This window comes from Bacillus sp. B4EP4a (genome assembly GCF_006680105.1).
In the GTDB taxonomy this organism is placed as follows: domain Bacteria; phylum Bacillota; class Bacilli; order Bacillales; family DSM-1321; genus Peribacillus; species Peribacillus simplex_E.
The window spans coordinates 178,160-193,353 of the sequence record NZ_VHIK01000029.1; the positions used below are offsets into that span (position 1 = coordinate 178,160).

At 39.2% G+C, this 15,194-nt stretch carries 13 protein-coding genes and 1 pseudogene; 5 read left to right on the forward strand and 9 right to left on the reverse strand.

The genetic code is table 11. The features are described from left to right. Positions 1-36: 36 nt before the first annotated feature. Positions 37-1,098 (reverse strand): NAD(P)/FAD-dependent oxidoreductase, encoded by a 1,062-nt coding sequence (locus tag FNK51_RS15990; RefSeq protein ID WP_141993972.1) that lies wholly within the window; start codon positions 1,096-1,098, stop codon positions 37-39. 266 nt (positions 1,099-1,364) lie between these two features. Next, positions 1,365-3,005 (reverse strand): PucR family transcriptional regulator, encoded by a 1,641-nt coding sequence (locus tag FNK51_RS15995; RefSeq protein WP_141993973.1) that lies wholly within the window; start codon positions 3,003-3,005, stop codon positions 1,365-1,367. Positions 3,006-3,430: 425 nt separating this feature from the next. On the opposite strand from FNK51_RS15995, the gene FNK51_RS16000 reads away from it, so the two are divergent. The 3 genes and pseudogenes from FNK51_RS16000 to FNK51_RS27775 form a co-directional block, all read left to right on the forward strand. Further along, positions 3,431-4,552, forward strand: coding sequence for an alanine dehydrogenase (locus FNK51_RS16000; protein ID WP_141993974.1), 1,122 nt, complete (start codon positions 3,431-3,433; stop codon positions 4,550-4,552). 348 nt (positions 4,553-4,900) lie between these two features. After that, entirely contained in the window at positions 4,901-6,268 is a 1,368-nt protein-coding gene (locus FNK51_RS16005) for an APC family permease (protein ID WP_141993975.1), read from the forward strand. Positions 6,269-6,291: 23 nt separating this feature from the next. Next, positions 6,292-6,442 (forward strand): annotated as a pseudogene (locus FNK51_RS27775) (IS110 family RNA-guided transposase); the annotation flags it as partial. Between the two features lie 62 nt (positions 6,443-6,504). Here FNK51_RS27775 and phnX read toward each other — a convergent pair. Genes phnX through FNK51_RS16035 form a run of 5 tightly spaced genes read right to left on the reverse strand, consistent with a single transcriptional unit; the run spans position 6,505 to position 11,804 of the window. After that, the gene (gene phnX / locus FNK51_RS16015; RefSeq protein WP_141993976.1) at positions 6,505-7,320 is read right to left on the reverse strand and encodes a phosphonoacetaldehyde hydrolase; all 816 of its coding nucleotides are present in this window, start codon (positions 7,318-7,320) and stop codon (positions 6,505-6,507) included. Then, positions 7,317-8,411, reverse strand: coding sequence for a 2-aminoethylphosphonate--pyruvate transaminase (phnW, locus tag FNK51_RS16020; RefSeq protein WP_141993977.1), 1,095 nt, complete (start codon positions 8,409-8,411; stop codon positions 7,317-7,319). The genes phnX and phnW overlap by 4 nt, the downstream gene beginning before the upstream one ends. A 25-nt stretch (positions 8,412-8,436) precedes the next feature. After that, positions 8,437-9,429: an extracellular solute-binding protein gene (locus FNK51_RS16025; protein ID WP_141993978.1), complete on the reverse strand. Its 993-nt coding sequence runs from the start codon at positions 9,427-9,429 to the stop codon at positions 8,437-8,439. Between the two features lie 13 nt (positions 9,430-9,442). Then, a complete protein-coding gene (locus FNK51_RS16030) occupies positions 9,443-11,059 on the reverse strand; it encodes an ABC transporter permease subunit (RefSeq protein ID WP_141993979.1) in 1,617 nt (538 codons plus the stop codon). Beyond that, positions 11,052-11,804, reverse strand: a complete 753-nt coding sequence (locus FNK51_RS16035) for an ABC transporter ATP-binding protein (RefSeq protein WP_141993980.1) — start codon at positions 11,802-11,804, stop codon at positions 11,052-11,054. Before FNK51_RS16035 ends, FNK51_RS16030 begins: the two co-directional genes overlap by 8 nt. A 228-nt stretch (positions 11,805-12,032) precedes the next feature. Between FNK51_RS16035 and FNK51_RS16040 the strand changes: the two genes are divergently transcribed. Next, positions 12,033-12,791: a DeoR/GlpR family DNA-binding transcription regulator gene (locus FNK51_RS16040; protein WP_141994004.1), complete on the forward strand. Its 759-nt coding sequence runs from the start codon at positions 12,033-12,035 to the stop codon at positions 12,789-12,791. A 460-nt stretch (positions 12,792-13,251) separates the two neighbouring features. Here FNK51_RS16040 and FNK51_RS16045 read toward each other — a convergent pair whose 3' ends face one another. Further along, positions 13,252-13,602 (reverse strand): hypothetical protein, encoded by a 351-nt coding sequence (locus tag FNK51_RS16045; RefSeq protein ID WP_098372038.1) that lies wholly within the window; start codon positions 13,600-13,602, stop codon positions 13,252-13,254. Between the two features lie 525 nt (positions 13,603-14,127). Here FNK51_RS16045 and FNK51_RS16050 point away from each other — a divergent pair. Continuing rightward, the gene (locus FNK51_RS16050) at positions 14,128-14,349 is read left to right on the forward strand and encodes a DeoR family transcriptional regulator (protein WP_034309346.1); all 222 of its coding nucleotides are present in this window, start codon (positions 14,128-14,130) and stop codon (positions 14,347-14,349) included. An 85-nt stretch (positions 14,350-14,434) separates the two neighbouring features. Here the strand turns inward: FNK51_RS16050 and FNK51_RS16055 are convergent, their stop codons facing one another. Further along, positions 14,435-15,157: a pseudouridine synthase gene (locus FNK51_RS16055; protein ID WP_076364518.1), complete on the reverse strand. Its 723-nt coding sequence runs from the start codon at positions 15,155-15,157 to the stop codon at positions 14,435-14,437. Between the last annotated feature and the right edge of the window lie 37 nt (positions 15,158-15,194).

Here is a 15,194-nt window from a genome sequence, read left to right on the forward strand (position 1 = left end):
CAGGGCCCATGAGGCCCTGGAGCTTTTATTTTCCCTTTAAAGTACCCCAGCCGGTTTCATCATTTCCTTGATCAATTCCCTGTTGCGCTTTTTAAAGATTTCATTATGGGAAGAAACCATCCCCACTCCGTGAGCGTCAGGCTGGATATATTGCTTTGCTTTGTTTACGGCATTTGCTGCATCTTGAAAAGTACCTGCTATTAGGTTCAATTTACCTTCATGCTTAAGGATATCACCGGCAGCGTATATTCCATCCATCGAGGATTCACTTGAAGAAGTACCTTCAATATAATAATTGTCGGCTATGGCTATATCCACTTTACTATTTCGAAGCAGCGATGTATCACGCTCATAACCATGATTGATGATGACTTCGTCGATCGGCAAGTAAGAAACCTCTCCCGTTGCGTGATTCGTCAGTTCAACATGCTCAATTGATTCATGATCAGCGCAGGCGATCAGTTTTGTAATCGTCGTATTCAAAAAACAAACAGCAGAGCTTTCCATCAATTGCCTTGCTTGTGATTCATGACCTGCTAAACTATCTTTCCTGTATGTCAGATACACCTTTTTGGCGATGGGCTCCAATTCATTTGCCCAGTCTATAGCAGAATTCCCGCCGCCTGAGATGATCACCGTCTTATCCTTGAATCGATTGAAAGACTTAACAGTATAGTTTAAATTGGAGACCTCAAACCTTTCTGCCCCGTCTATTTCCAACTTTTGCGGATTCAGAATTCCGCCGCCAACCGCGACAATGATCGTCTTGGAAAAGTGCATTTGACCTGAAGCCGTATGTAAAACGAAGATACCTTCTTCATTCCGTGTGATGGATTCCACTTTTTCATTCAAGACGACTGTTGGATTGAATGTTAAACCTTGCTCCACTAGCTGCTCAATTAATTTTTCCCCAGTAGTGGGTGTCAGCCCTCCTACATCCCAAATCATTTTCTCCGGATAGACATGAATTTTCCCGCCTAGCCGTGGCTGGTATTCAATCAGTTTAACTTTCATTTCTCTAAGTCCGCTATAAAAAGTGGAGTAAAGGCCTGCTGGCCCTCCCCCAATAACCGTTACATCATATAAATCTTGTTCCATTTACGCCCACTCCCCGGTAACCAAATGTGATTGATTATCATTCTCATTTAATGGTACACTCTTTTTTCATTTTTTACAATAAGCAGACATTAAATAACTCTGTTCATTTTAAAAATCTACAAAGTTGTTTATTTCCAATCACTAAAACTTACCATTCATTAAGAAAGTATGAATGGTAAATGGAGTAAGGGTATGGGACGTTAATATTATTGCTAAATTATTTTTATCCTCGGTCTTAACATCGCCCCGTGGTTGGCGGTTGATAACTACTTCGTAGGTACTCCCACTTGTTGTATGAGTTGATATGCTTTCAAAGCCATTTCAACGTTTAATCTGTTCTCCGGCATATCAAAATCAAGATCAAGAATCTTTTTTATTTTTTCCAGCCGATGATAGAGTGTTTGTCTTACAACATGTAATTTTTGAGCAGTAAGCTTCTTTGAGCGATCAAGCTCAAAGTATTTTGCTAAAGTCAGAAGCAATTCCGTTCCATATTCCTTATCATAGGATATTAAAGGAGAGAGATAGTCTTCAATAAAATGGGCTGTATCTTGATCATGTTGAATTAATTGTATCAACCGAAGGATGCCAAGGTCTTCGTAAAAGGCACTTGTTGAAAACGTACGATAATTTAAAGCTAACTGCGCTTCTCGATAACCAGTATGAGCATCCAAAAGTAACTGGTATTGTCGCCCAACGCCTATACGGATTTGGCTAGATTCACCTTCTTTAACATATAGCAAGGCATTGATCACTTTCAAGAAGCGTGCCTTAGAGGAATCGGCAGTTCCAAGATCAATAGCTAATACAATAATCTGATTTCTTACTGATGTGATATAGGGTGTAAAAGAATATTTTGCGAACCCAGATCGAATTTTTAAAGAATAATGATATATAGCAGATTCATTTTCTTCATCAGATAAACTTAATGAAGACGGATGAAAAACATCTTCGATATCAACGATTGCAACTCGATAATGTATAGAAGCGTGCTTAGATTTTAACGAAATAAATCCCCTTGCTTGTTCCTCATTATTGATGCGTCTATAAAGTAAATCATTTAGCCATGTAGATTCTAAACGTAATCGTTTTTCGTCCAAATAATGTTTGCGCAGTAAGTCTTGTGAGATTGCTAGAGAAGCACGATCAAGGATTAGGAAATCGAATTCATCCGATTCACGATCTAAAACCATAACAAGGTACGCCCAGATTTGATCCATTGCCCCGATCGGTTGGAGAAGAATAGTATGGTTTAATGCCTTCCATTCAACGGGCGAATCATTTGTAATTCGGTCTTGCCAGTGTTCTTTATCTTCATAAATGGTTTGAAGTAGCTGTTCCATGAATTCATTTTTCAATCCTGGAATCGAAAAAGGTGTTCCATCAATAGGAAGATAGATAATTGGTGCTTCTGTCTTCTGTTGCAACAACTTTAAAATATTTGATAACCCATGAGTAGTGAGTGACAATGAATGGAACTTTCTTGATATCGAATCTAATGTAACCAACTTCTCATGATGAGCATTAATGATAAACGAATGTAGATCCTGTGCTATTTCAACGAAATTTATGAATTCTTTGAAAATAATAATCGGAAAGTTATACTCATTTGCCATCTCGATCATTTCATTAGGGACCTTTTCGAAGTGGTGTCCAAGTTCTATACATAAACATGAGGCGTTGCGTTCGATAAGATTTAACAAAAATGAAGTATTAGAGGAGTCTCTCCATTCAAACCCAAATCCGGTGGAGAGTATCAGTTCCCCTCCCTGAAAGATGGTATCATCAAAAAACGGGATTTCAAGGACATGTGTCCATTTCACTTGACGGTGCAACCCGTTAGCCCCCGCAACTACCTCCGTCTTTGAAAAGAGTGAGCGCTTAAGAACATCTTGTACTGTAAGCATGTGTACCTCCTCATTTAATAATTGTTAGCTGTATCATTTTATTATAACTATACTAGAAAGTCTAAGCCCATAAAATATGGATCTCTATCTCGTTTAACCCCAAGTAATGTTCTTTTACATGCTTTAATGAAATACCTCAATCAACCTGATAATCTTTTATAATTTCCACCATTTTTCATCAGTTATATGTGTGCATGAACGATGAAGTACTGAAACTTAAAACGACCAAAACATTAGATAAACAATGGAAAAATTATCACTTTTTCACCAAAGCTATATTCATAAAAGTACAAAATGACCAAAAGTGCTTGGTTAAAAAAAAACTAATATACATTTAACCTCGTGTCTAATGAAAGGGTTATCATTTCCCTGTAAGATTTTAGAATGTTCAATAAATTAAATACAATTAAAAAGGAGAATGAACAATGATAGTAGGAGTTCCTAAAGAATTAAAAACCGCAGAGACTAGAGTGGGATTAAATCCATCATGGGTAAAAAAATTAACAGCTTTCGGTCATGAAGTACTAATACAAAGCAGGGCAGGTGAAGCTAGTGGTTTTGGTGACGAGAAATATATTTTGGCTGGAGCAAAAATAGTAAACACGATTGACGAAATTTATGAGAAGGCAGAATTTGTTGTTAAAGTGAAGGAGCTTCAACCATATGAATACGGCCTTCTTAAAGAAAATCAAATGATAATGGCATGGTTTCATTTGGCGGAAGATGTAAATCATGAGATGACACAGGCATTACTAGATAAAAAAGCAATTTCAATATCAATGGAATTAATCGTTTTACCTGATAGGACAAGACCTACGATTAAACCAATGAGTGAAATTGCAGGAACATTGGCAATGCTTGAAGCAGTCAAATATGCTCAATATGGTTATGGAGGAAAAGGAATACTTCTCCGGAAACTGGCCGGTTTACCGTCGAGCAAAGTATTCATACTTGGTGGTGGCAATGCTGGACTCAATACTGCGCAAGTTGCTGTGGGCCTTGGATTGAATGTAACGATCATGGAAGCCTCAATGAAACGCATCGATTATTTGAACAATCAGTTGCCAGGGGTGGACATTTTGTGTTGGGATAAAGATATGATGTTCGAAGAACTTATTCAAAGTGATGTTTTAATTAATACAATTTATCCGATGCCAGGGGTAACCGAACCTCTCATAACACGAGAGATGGTCAGTAAGATGCAACCTAATTCTATCATTATTGATATTGCAGGAACGGGTATAATTGAAACCTCACGTTATACGACTTTAGAGGAACCAGTTTACTACGAACAAGAAGTCCTACATTACTGTGTCCCGAATATGCCGGCTCTATGTCCACAAACCTCGACAAACATGATGCTGATGACAACAGGCCCATATATTATGGACATTGCGAATAATGGTTTGAAAGAGGTTATAGTAAATGATGTAATAGTAAGAAATTGTATCAGCACTTTGAACGGTGAAATTGTTCATCACGAAGTTGGGATCAATCATAACATGCCTTATACAGAAATTAAAACGGAGTTACTATTGTCCAAATAATAAAGCGTCCTTAGAGTTATCTCATATTCTTAGTTTTTCTATTGATTAGAAATCAGTATTCACGTTGAACAAGTCACTACTAAAGAAATTACAAGAGTCCGTAAAGATGCCAGTGAGAAGATTTTTGCAGGAATTATCATTGTTGTTCTGCAGACGGAATTCCTTACGGGGAACGGGAAAATAAGTTCTACACAACAAGTTCATGGATAATTCAAAGCAGGCTCCCTAGCATCTTTCTGACTTTTATATGATTTCTAGAAAACCACGTATTAAAAAAGCTTTGGAAGTAATAATTTGAATCCCATTTATTATAAAAGTTAAATCAGGTAAAAGAGGTGAGTATTTTACATGACAAATTTAAGGAAAACAGATAGAACACTGACACTCATTCCAGTTGTGTTGTTTGGCTTTTCATTTATGGGGTTAACCACAGCTTTTACTACGTATGGTATTGCGGCTAATATTTCTCACGGTACGGTTCCGGGGGCAATGATAGTTGCTCTAGTGGTAATGATGTTTACTGCTTACAGTTATGGGAAAATGGCAATTGCGTTTCCATCTTCCGGTTCTGCTTATGTTTATACGCAAAAATCGATCAATCCCTCTGTTGGATTTCTTGTCGGATGGGTGATCTTAATGGATTATTTATTTATGCCAATGGTAAATTATTTAGTATTTGGTATTTTTTTCTCAGCAGCCTTTCCTTCCATTCCAAGTTACATCTGGATTGTAGGTATGCTGGTGCTCGTCACTTTTATTAATATTAAAGGATTGAAGTTTGCCACAAATGTAAACGCATTCATAACGATTTTCGCTTTACTTTTTATCCTTATCTTTATAGGTTTTTCTATTAAGGAAATTTTTATGGGCGAAAGCACGGCAACTCTTTTATCTCTTGAGCCATTCTATAATTCGAAAGAACCCTTTTCTTATACAATAGCTGGAGCAGCATTATTATGCTTTTGTTTCCTTGGGTTTGAATCAGTTACAGCGTTTGCGGAAGAGACAGTGAACCCTAAGAAAACAATTCCCCGAGCTATTATTTTAATTACCCTTGGTGGTGGTTTAATCTTTACAAGTGTTGCATATTTCTCGTATCTTGTATGGCCAGAGTATCACACATTTAATAATCCTGATTCGGCTGCCTATGAAATTATTAAACTTGTTGGTGGAAAGGTGATGTACTCAATATATCTTGCGCTTTACGCATTAGCTGTATTGGGCAGTGCCATGTCGTCCCAGGCAAGTGCATCACGAGTCCTCTATACGATGGGGCGCGATGGACAGTTTCCTAAAAAGTTCTTTGGTACCCTGCATCCGAGATATAGGACACCCGTAAATAATATACTGATCATTAGTTCTGTCTCTTTGCTTGCTTTATTTTTAAGTTTAGATCTTGTAGCATCATTTATTAATTTCGGGGCGTTTCTTGCGTATACTTGTGTTAATATTTCCGTAATTGCTCATTATTATATTAGAAATAGAGAACGTTCGGTAAAAGGAACTGTCTTATATTTAATTGTTCCTATTATTGGAGCTGCTCTTGATCTTTTACTACTTGTGAATCTTGATGTGCACTCAAAAATACTTGGAGTAAGTTGGTTAATAATAGGCATCATTTATTTACTTGTATTGACAAAAGGACTTAAAAAACAGCCACCAGAATTGAAAATCGAAGAAAATTATGATGTGGATTTAAAAAGCCAAGATGCTTAAAAATAAGATAAAAATACAGTTAAGACACGACTATTGTCGGTATGAGACCCACAGGTCATTACTGGATTAATCTATCGAATGGTTATCTAACAAAAGATTGATGTCGTAAGTCAATCCTCACCTTGTAAAAGAAATAAAGAGAATCGAGATAGAACTCAGTCCAAAAGCGAAAAAGTGCAGCAATCCCTCATTCCTACTCAAGGATGAAAGATGCTGCACTTTTCTGGCACTGAATGTTAGCTTGAATGAGGTCTTTTCCCTTCTGTTATAAGAAGGTTGATTCGATCTATGAGTTCAGGCAGTTCCTCGATCGTTTTGATGGTGAAGTCTGCCCCGTTTTGCATAAAGGTGTCTGCCGTTTTAGAGATGAGATTTTGTTTATCTCGTTCTGGTAAACTTGTATACTCATTCAAACTCAATCCCATCTCGGAGCTTCCGACAATGATTCCGACCGACCATACCCCAGCATTGACTCCCTCTTGCATATCGGAAATGGTATCTCCTACCTTCACTACCTTCCATGATGCGGTTAACTTCAATTCTTCCATATTCCGATATATCATGTAAGGATAAGGCCTTCCAATCGAATGGGTTGCATCCGGGGTGACATGAAAATCCGGCCGATACCCTTTTTTCAAAGCATTTGCTACGACGACCTCCATCATTGTATCCGTATAACCCGTTGTCGACCCAATCTTCAGGCCACGATTTCTTAACGCTTCCACTGTCTCGATAACCCCTGGTATTGGATCTGTATAATCCGCCAATGACATCATCAGTGCCGGTTCGAATTCAGCATATAGTTTTTCAACGTCTTCCTCATTGAATGGCCTTCCGTATTGTTCTTCCCATAACGAAGATATCCTTGGCATGGTCAGCATCGCACGAATATGGTCGATTTTCAGCATGCCCATCGGAGCTCTGGCTTCCTCCATCGTCACGTCCAGTCCAGCATTCTTAAAAATATCCACAAAAACATTCACTGGTGCAAAACACCCAAAATCCACAGCTGTTCCAGCCCAATCCAAAATGATTCCCTCTACCTTATTCATACTGTCACCACTTTCATATATTTTTCTACGATCCTGCCAAGTTCCTCGATATCTTCTTCATGGATTTCGCCAATATTGCCGATTCGGAATGTATCTATATCAGTCAGCTTTCCGGGGTATATTACGTAACCCCTCTCTTTGATAAAATTGTAGAAGTCCCCAAAATCAAAGGTTTCATCAGGAAAAAGGAATGTTGTAATGATGGGCGATTGTTTATCAGGTGAGATATACGCATGAATGCCCAATTTACCCATAAGCTCCCTCAGCCTATCATTATTATTTTTATAGCGGGCGAATCTGGCTGGAATGCCGCCCTCTTCCGTTAATTCTTCCAACGCTTTAGCAAACGCAGCCACTACATGTGTCGGAGATGTGAAACGCCATTTTCCATCCTTGTCCATCTCTTTCCACTGATCATATAAATCCAGGGACAGACTGCGGGCATTGCCTTCACATGCCAACAATTTGTCAAGCTTTGCAATGACGAAACCAAAACCAGGGATTCCTTGAATGCATTTATTTGCACTGCTGATCAAATAATCAATTCCAAGTTCAGGTACATTCATGTCAACTCCGCCAAAGCTGCTCATCGCATCAATAATCAAGGTTTTCCCTTGTTCCTTTGATATCTTCGAAACCATTTCTATCGGATTTAAAATCCCTGTCGTCGTTTCACAATGAACCATTGCAATATGTGTGATGTCACTATCATCCAGTAAGATGTTCCGGATTTCAGTCTCCTTTGGAAATTCATTGTACTCAACGCCATATTCCACATGATTCAGTCCGATGCACTCGGCCATTTTCACAATCCTTTTTCCATATGCGCCATTCGTTATGATCAGCACTTTATCGGATTTTGAAAGTGCAGTCGTCAGCACAGATTCTACAACAAACGATCCGCTTCCCTGCATAAGTACAGCCGTATATTCTCCGTTTGCAGCATATGCCAATTCAAGAAGCTGGGCTCTGATTTTTTGCGTGATTTCTTTATAATCATTTTCCCACGTACAGCGGTCAACAAGCATTTCCTGTTTCACCGTACTTGTAGTGGTCAGCGGTCCAGGCGTTAAAAGTTTATATGTATTCATTTTCCTTCACTCCTCACTGTATTTATCATTGTGCTGATTTAAAGAACTCTTGATGCTGTTTTAATAATTCGACCGTTAGAGGCTGCTTGTATTTCTTAGGGTGGGCCGGTTTGTTCTTTTCCGTCACCTTTTCACCTTCATAAAGTGCGACCGGGTAATGTTTCAACAGTTCTTTTCTAGCATCTTTACTGATCGTTTCCGCCATTTTCATCGCTAAACTTGTTTTTGCTTCATTATCTTTTTTCACGACAGCTACGGATTCCGTGTAGGAGAAATTCCCCTCTGTCGGATCGACAAACTTGATCGGTAAGCCCGACTCTTTAGCCATCACGGCCTGATAGCGTAAACCAAAACCGGCAGCCACTTCCCCTGCTTGCACTTTATTGATTGGACCTGAACCTGAGCTCTCAAGATGCGGACCGCTATTTGCTATTAAGTCATGGAGAACCTTTTTCCCTTCTGCGTCACCGTATTGACTGATAATTGCTTGAACTAACAGCCACCCAGTTGAAGAGTCCAGGATGTTAGGAATTGAAACGAGCCCTTTATATTCCGGCTTTGTTAAGTCCTTAATCGTGGTCGGCATCTGCAGGCCTTTTTGTTTGAGAACTTCCGTATTCACAAAAATGGAACCGGTATTTGCCAAGATCGGCGTATAATAGGCTGGATTTTGTTCCAATGCTTTTGTACTGAATGACAGATCCTTAAACATGGAGTGCTGTTCTTGTGCACTTTCGATGAAATAGGAACTCATCGTCACGACATCAGCCTCGATTTCAGTGCCTTCTGCCAGCAGTTTCCCTCCTAATTCAGATGTGCCTAATGATTGAAGGACATATTTCCCTTCGTATCCGGCATCTTTCAAGGAAGTCTCCATTGCTGCAGTGGCTTCTTCATCACCATTCGTATAAATGACCACTTTTTCCTCATCTGCTTTGCCGCTGTTACGGCCCACCAATACAAATACCAAACCTAAAGCAACTAGAGACAGTAAGGCTATCTTCATCGTTTTAAACATAATATCCCCCTCATTAATGTTTGAATTGTCTTTTTTGATAATGATCACAAAGCAGCTTCACGACTAGATTTGTAAAAAAGATAAGTAAAGACAGGATGAATATTTCATTGAATTTGGCAAAATGCTGAAGCTCTTTAATTTTACTGGCCACCAATGTGGTTTGGGCGGTGACCAAAAAGATGATTCCGCTGATCGTCACCATACTATTGATGAAATAGTAGCTGAACATCTCAATGACCGTGGATGCCGAGTTAGGCAGGATGACACGATAGATTGTCCTGATCCAGCTATCCCCTAATAGATTCCCGGTGGTTTCCCAAGCAGGGTTCATTTTGGATAAAGAGTTCTTCGCCATTAAATAGGGTGTCGTAAAGAAATGGACCATGTTACATAGAATGATGATGGCAAAGGTCCCCTTCCAGCTGCTGCCGTTGAACAGCAGCAAATACGATAAACCCAACACCATTCCCGGTACTGTATTCGTCAACATCGAAATGACATCCATTGACGATTTCCCCCTAAGTGGCGTCCGGACATTCAAAACAGCCGAGCTAAAGGCGATGAACGTTCCCAGTACGGCCGTCATCAAGGCGACGAATAAGGAGTTTTTATAGACTGCCGTTAAATCGCTCGATTGGAATGTGTCGATAAAGTGCTTAAAGGTGAACGAGAGATCGTAAGGGAAACTAGTTAAAAATGGTGCAATGAACATGACCGCAAATACTGAAAACATCCCTATTAAGACCAGCAGCGAGATACCCCCAAAACATATATCCCTCCCTTTGTGCTGCGTCAATTCGATATCGCTGAACTTATCATAATGAAAGTTCAGTTTTTCGAGATAGTTTAATAGGAAAACACTGAATACTACCGGAATGAGCATGAGAATGGCAATCACTGCACCATTATTGAAATCAGGGATCGAACCTAGCATGACTTGATACAGTTGCGTCGCAACAACGGAGTAAGTCCCGCCGACTGAAGCCGGTATCCCAAAATCGGTAAAGCTCAAGATGAAGGAAAGTACAAAAGCTCCACCCAAAGTTCCCGCCAATGGCCGTATGATCGTATTCATGAAACTTCTTATCGTTCCGTCACCCATTAATTTTGAAACGATGATGAACTTTTTATCCATGTACTTGAAGGAATTATTAATGAGAAGAAAAGCTGATGGCAATGTATAAATCACATAACCTATCAATAATCCATTAAATCCGTATATATCGAATAGATTCCTTCCAAAAATCTTCGTTATGATCCCTTGATTGCCGAAGGAGTAAATGATCGCAAACCCGAATGTGATTGTCGGCAGCAGCATCGGAATTAGGATCCCTGTTTTAATTACACTTTTTAATGGCCTATATAATCGGGTGCAATGGATGGAATAAGCCAGGAAAAAGGCTAAAACGGTCGTAATGACGGCTGTGAGACCTGAGATTTTCACGCTGTTTCCAAATGACTTCATCAGCTCTGCATTTGAAAGCACCGTTAGATAATTCGAGAGATTGATTCCATCAGCCGTTTCAAAAGAACGGACGAACAATGTGCCAAGCGGCAAGAAAAGAAAAGCGGCAAATAGCAGTAAGATAGGTATATAAATGACTCTCATTGCCGGTTTTACATCAGGCATACTTTTCACCGAATAAGTTATAAATATTTTCTCTCTTGATCTCCAGTTGCTTAAGAATGAATTGCTTAACAAAATCATTGGCTGGCTGATTGATGATTTCTTGTGGTGATCCAAATTGAGAAATATTCCCTTGATTAATGATCAAAATTTTATCGGACATCGTCAAAGCCTCTTCCGGGTCATGTGTCACTATGATCGTCGTCAGCTTATATTCCCGGGCAATGGATTTGATGCGTTCCTTTATCGATTCCTTGATCACACCATCCAAAGCACTCAGTGGCTCATCAAGTAATAAGATCTTCGGTTTCATTACAAGAGTCCTTGCGATCGAAACCCTTTGTTTCTGACCCCCGGATAATTCGCTGATCCTTTTTTTCAAATGCGGTGTCAATTCCAGGAAATCGATGTATTCCTGTAGCTCTTCCTTGGAAACGGATCCCTTCCTGTTCCTCAATCCATAAACGATATTTTCATAGGCGTTTAAATGAGGGAAAAGAGCGTAATCCTGGAAAACGATATTAAATCCCCGGTCTTTCATGGGCACGTTACTCAAATCGACACCATTGAAAATTATTTTTCCATGATTGATACCCGTCAAGCCCAAAATTATATGTAATAAAGTAGTTTTGCCGCTTCCACTTGGTCCTAATAGTGAAACGATCTCCCCCGTTTTAATTTCAAGATTTATATTATCCAAAACTGATTTTCCATCGAATTGCTTGCTAATATTTTGTAATTTTAGCAAACCGTTCACCTCCTTTAATACACCCTTAGTATAAAAGTCATTTGTAAAACGAATTTGAGATTTTTGTAAATACTATGTAAATATTGAACACTTCTTTACTAACTTCATACTAACTTTTGACCAACTAGTGATATTTTTATCATCTACTTATTGAATATATTCATGGTACACAGTACACTTAAAATGAATATCAGGAAGAAAGATATGAAGAATAGGCGGGTGAAACTTATGCTTCCTCTTGAAAGGCAAAAGAAGATCATCGAGTTATTAACGATTAGAAAAGTTATGAAAATTGCCGAGCTTACTGAAGAACTGCAAGTTTCCATCGAAACCATCAGAAGGGATATGAACCTTCTTACAAGGCAAGGAAAAATAGAAAAGATCTACGGCGGCGTTAAACTGGTTCAATCGAAGTTTGGAGAATCGACAATAGATGAACGGATGTTCAGTCAATTAGAAGAAAAGGAAACCATCGCCCAAAAATGCAGTGAGTATATTGACGATGGTGATTGCATTTATATCGATAGTGGTTCGACAACCTATCAAATCGCTAAATATATAAAACAGAAAAAGAAACTGACCGTGATAACCAGTTCGATCCCTGTTGTAAATGAGCTCATTCATAGCGATATCGAGATCTTGATCATAGGGGGGAAAGTCAGGCAAAATGAACAATCCATTGTTGCATTTGACTACTTATTCAACTTTAGTGAATTGAATATTTCAAAAGCATTCATTTGTGCGAGTGGCATAACCGTTGAAAAAGGCATATCCGACTATAATTTAGAAGAAGCAAATACACGAAAAAAAATCATTGATTTATCTCAAGAAGTCTATGTTGCCGCTGACAGCACAAAGTTCGGGAAAGACGTGACCATCGGGATATCGTCACTGGATAAAATCGATTACATCATCACTGACGATCATGTACATAAAGATTTCATCTCTTCGTTTAAAGAGACCGACACACATTTGATTCTTTCTTAAAAGTAAGAAAAAACGGGAACTATACAGTAGTATAGTTCCCGTTTTTTTTGTTCAAGTTGCAGTTGATTTCAGAAATCCGCTCCCTTTCCGCCGACTGTCTGCCAAGCCTCCTCGACGCAAGCGTCTGTGGGGTCTCGGCTAGCCAGTTTTTCGGCAGGAGTGTCGCAAATTTCTTCAATCCAGAGAGTATTCATCCTATAAAACAGTAAAAATACGTGAAAGATAACCAAGTTTTGTTTGAAAAATGTGGTAAAAAAACCCCCTCACTAAAATCATGAGAGGGATTCGGGATGAGACCATTCCCAAATAAAAAACTGTATCCTCCATCAATGGAGTGAAACTCAGGCTATTTTCATGGCTTTGACTCTGACCGGGTCCCGGCGATTCCCATAAATTTGAGCCAAGTATCCTACTTAAAATTCCTTTTATGCTGACATACCAGGGCATTTTCATGATCCAATTAATTTACGAATAGATATAACTTTCTATGATATTCCACAAATGCCTGCTGGTCCTTTTCCGTGTAGTCCATCCACTTTACTTTCTTGCATCTTTCCTCTAATCTCTCATTCAGTTCATCTTCTATTTCATTCATGAAACGAATGATTTCCCCATAAGGCATATTGAAATGACGGGCTGCGAGCCTGGGCGGAGAATGCTTTACCAGCAATCTCATGAATTGATCGACCGTGTCCGCCTTCGATGCAAGATAATCTTCTTCGTTCACGATGAATTCATACACTTGTTTTTTGACGCCAGAAAGTCTGGTTACTTCGTCGCGCAATAAAAACTCCATTAATCTTTCGTTCATATGGCTCTACCTCGAATTGGTTTATATTTAAATCCTTATAGATATGTATGTAAAATCTATACTGCCCGATACCTCATTATGACATCGTAACCGCAAGCCATCAAGCACCTATTACACAAAGCGTAATAATTACGATTTATGATCATTTTAAGTAAAGTAACATGTACATGCCTTAAAAGTCAACGTTCGTGTTGTGTGACATCTCGAAATGCATATTAAGCGTCCTGTATTGGCAAAATATGTTCAAGAATGGAACAACTCTTTATTAATTTTGTATATGTTTAAAGAATAATTTTGTTAAAATTCGATATAATAAATGTAATATTTAGTCAATTAGTATCTTTTCCTAGAATTTGCTTTTGCAAAGGGGTAGAATGAAGCTAATGACATCTTATTTTTTCTAAATGTTTCCGAGGAGTTATAGGGTGGGTATAGCAAGTACATAGTGACAGCTGAAATGCTGTCCGACATATCGGTTGTTTTCATTTGTTCAAAATAACAATGAAAAGAATAAGGAGTGATTTTTTGAAACCTTCAACAAATCGCATGTTAACCCGTATTAAATCCGTTTATATGTTCATTAGTAATAACGGTACGGTTTCTACTCAAGAGCTTGTAGAAGAATTTGGCATCACTCCTCGAACTGTGCAGCGCGATTTAAATGTCTTAGCATACAATGACCTTGTTCAAAGCCCAAGCCGAGGCCTTTGGACTACAACAAGTAAAAAGGTGAAGATGTCATCGTAAAAAGAACGACCACCCGAACAGGATCGATATGTAAAATACTTTGAGGCGGACAATTTTTGTCCGCCTCATTTTTTGTTTCCACATATCATTCAGCCGGTTGACCCGCCTTTAACTGTTCAAGTTCCTCCGCCGTCAACTCACGGTATTCACCAAGCTCAAGTTCCTCATCAAGCTGTAAACTCCCCATGGAAAGACGCTTTAGGTAGACGACACGTTTGCCAACGGCCTCAAACATCCGCTTCACCTGATGGAACTTCCCCTCCATGATCGTCAGCTCGATATCCGATGTCAGACCTGATTTTAAAATGTTCAATTCACCTGGTTTTGTTTCGTATCCATCATCCAAGGTCACGCCATTGCGGAATGCCTCGATATCCCGTTCCGTCACTTCGCCATCAATGACCGCAAAATATGTTTTAGGGACATGTTTCTTCGGGGAAAGCAGTTGGTGGGCAAGCTTTCCGTCATTCGTGATCAACAATAAACCTTCTGTGTCCTTATCAAGACGGCCTACAGGAAATGGCTCGAAAACCGAATCTTCCGGCTCCAAGATGTCGATGACCGTTTCTTGGTAGTTGTCTTCCGTTGCCGACAATACGCCTGGCGGTTTATTCATCATTAAATAGATGAATTCCCTATATTCAACCCGTTCACCATGAACCGTCACGATTTCCGTATCAGGGTCCACTTGTTCCTTCGGGTCCTTGAGCAGCCTGTCATTGACCTTGACGGCGCCGGATTTCAGGAGCTTTTTCACTTCTTTCCTGCTGCCATAACCAATATTGGATAAAATCTTATCAATTCTCATCGTTTCCTCCTAAAGCCTTTTCCGTAAAAAGCCTTGC

Excerpts from the sequence above, each read along its gene's own strand:
- FNK51_RS16000 (WP_141993974.1), top strand. The coding sequence starts at position 3,431 with ATGATAGTAGGAGTTCCTAAAGAATTAAAAACCGCAGAGACTAGAGTG.
- phnX (WP_141993976.1), bottom strand. The coding sequence starts at position 7,320 with ATGAATAAGGTAGAGGGAATCATTTTGGATTGGGCTGGAACAGCTGTG.
- FNK51_RS16045 (WP_098372038.1), bottom strand. The coding sequence starts at position 13,602 with ATGAACGAAAGATTAATGGAGTTTTTATTGCGCGACGAAGTAACCAGA.
- FNK51_RS16040 (WP_141994004.1), top strand. The coding sequence starts at position 12,033 with ATGCTTCCTCTTGAAAGGCAAAAGAAGATCATCGAGTTATTAACGATT.
- FNK51_RS16030 (WP_141993979.1), bottom strand. The coding sequence starts at position 11,059 with ATGCCTGATGTAAAACCGGCAATGAGAGTCATTTATATACCTATCTTA.
- FNK51_RS16055 (WP_076364518.1), bottom strand. The coding sequence starts at position 15,157 with ATGAGAATTGATAAGATTTTATCCAATATTGGTTATGGCAGCAGGAAA.
- FNK51_RS16025 (WP_141993978.1), bottom strand. The coding sequence starts at position 9,429 with ATGTTTAAAACGATGAAGATAGCCTTACTGTCTCTAGTTGCTTTAGGT.
- phnW (WP_141993977.1), bottom strand. The coding sequence starts at position 8,411 with ATGAATACATATAAACTTTTAACGCCTGGACCGCTGACCACTACAAGT.
- FNK51_RS15990 (WP_141993972.1), bottom strand. The coding sequence starts at position 1,098 with ATGGAACAAGATTTATATGATGTAACGGTTATTGGGGGAGGGCCAGCA.
- FNK51_RS15995 (WP_141993973.1), bottom strand. The coding sequence starts at position 3,005 with ATGCTTACAGTACAAGATGTTCTTAAGCGCTCACTCTTTTCAAAGACG.
- FNK51_RS16005 (WP_141993975.1), top strand. The coding sequence starts at position 4,901 with ATGACAAATTTAAGGAAAACAGATAGAACACTGACACTCATTCCAGTT.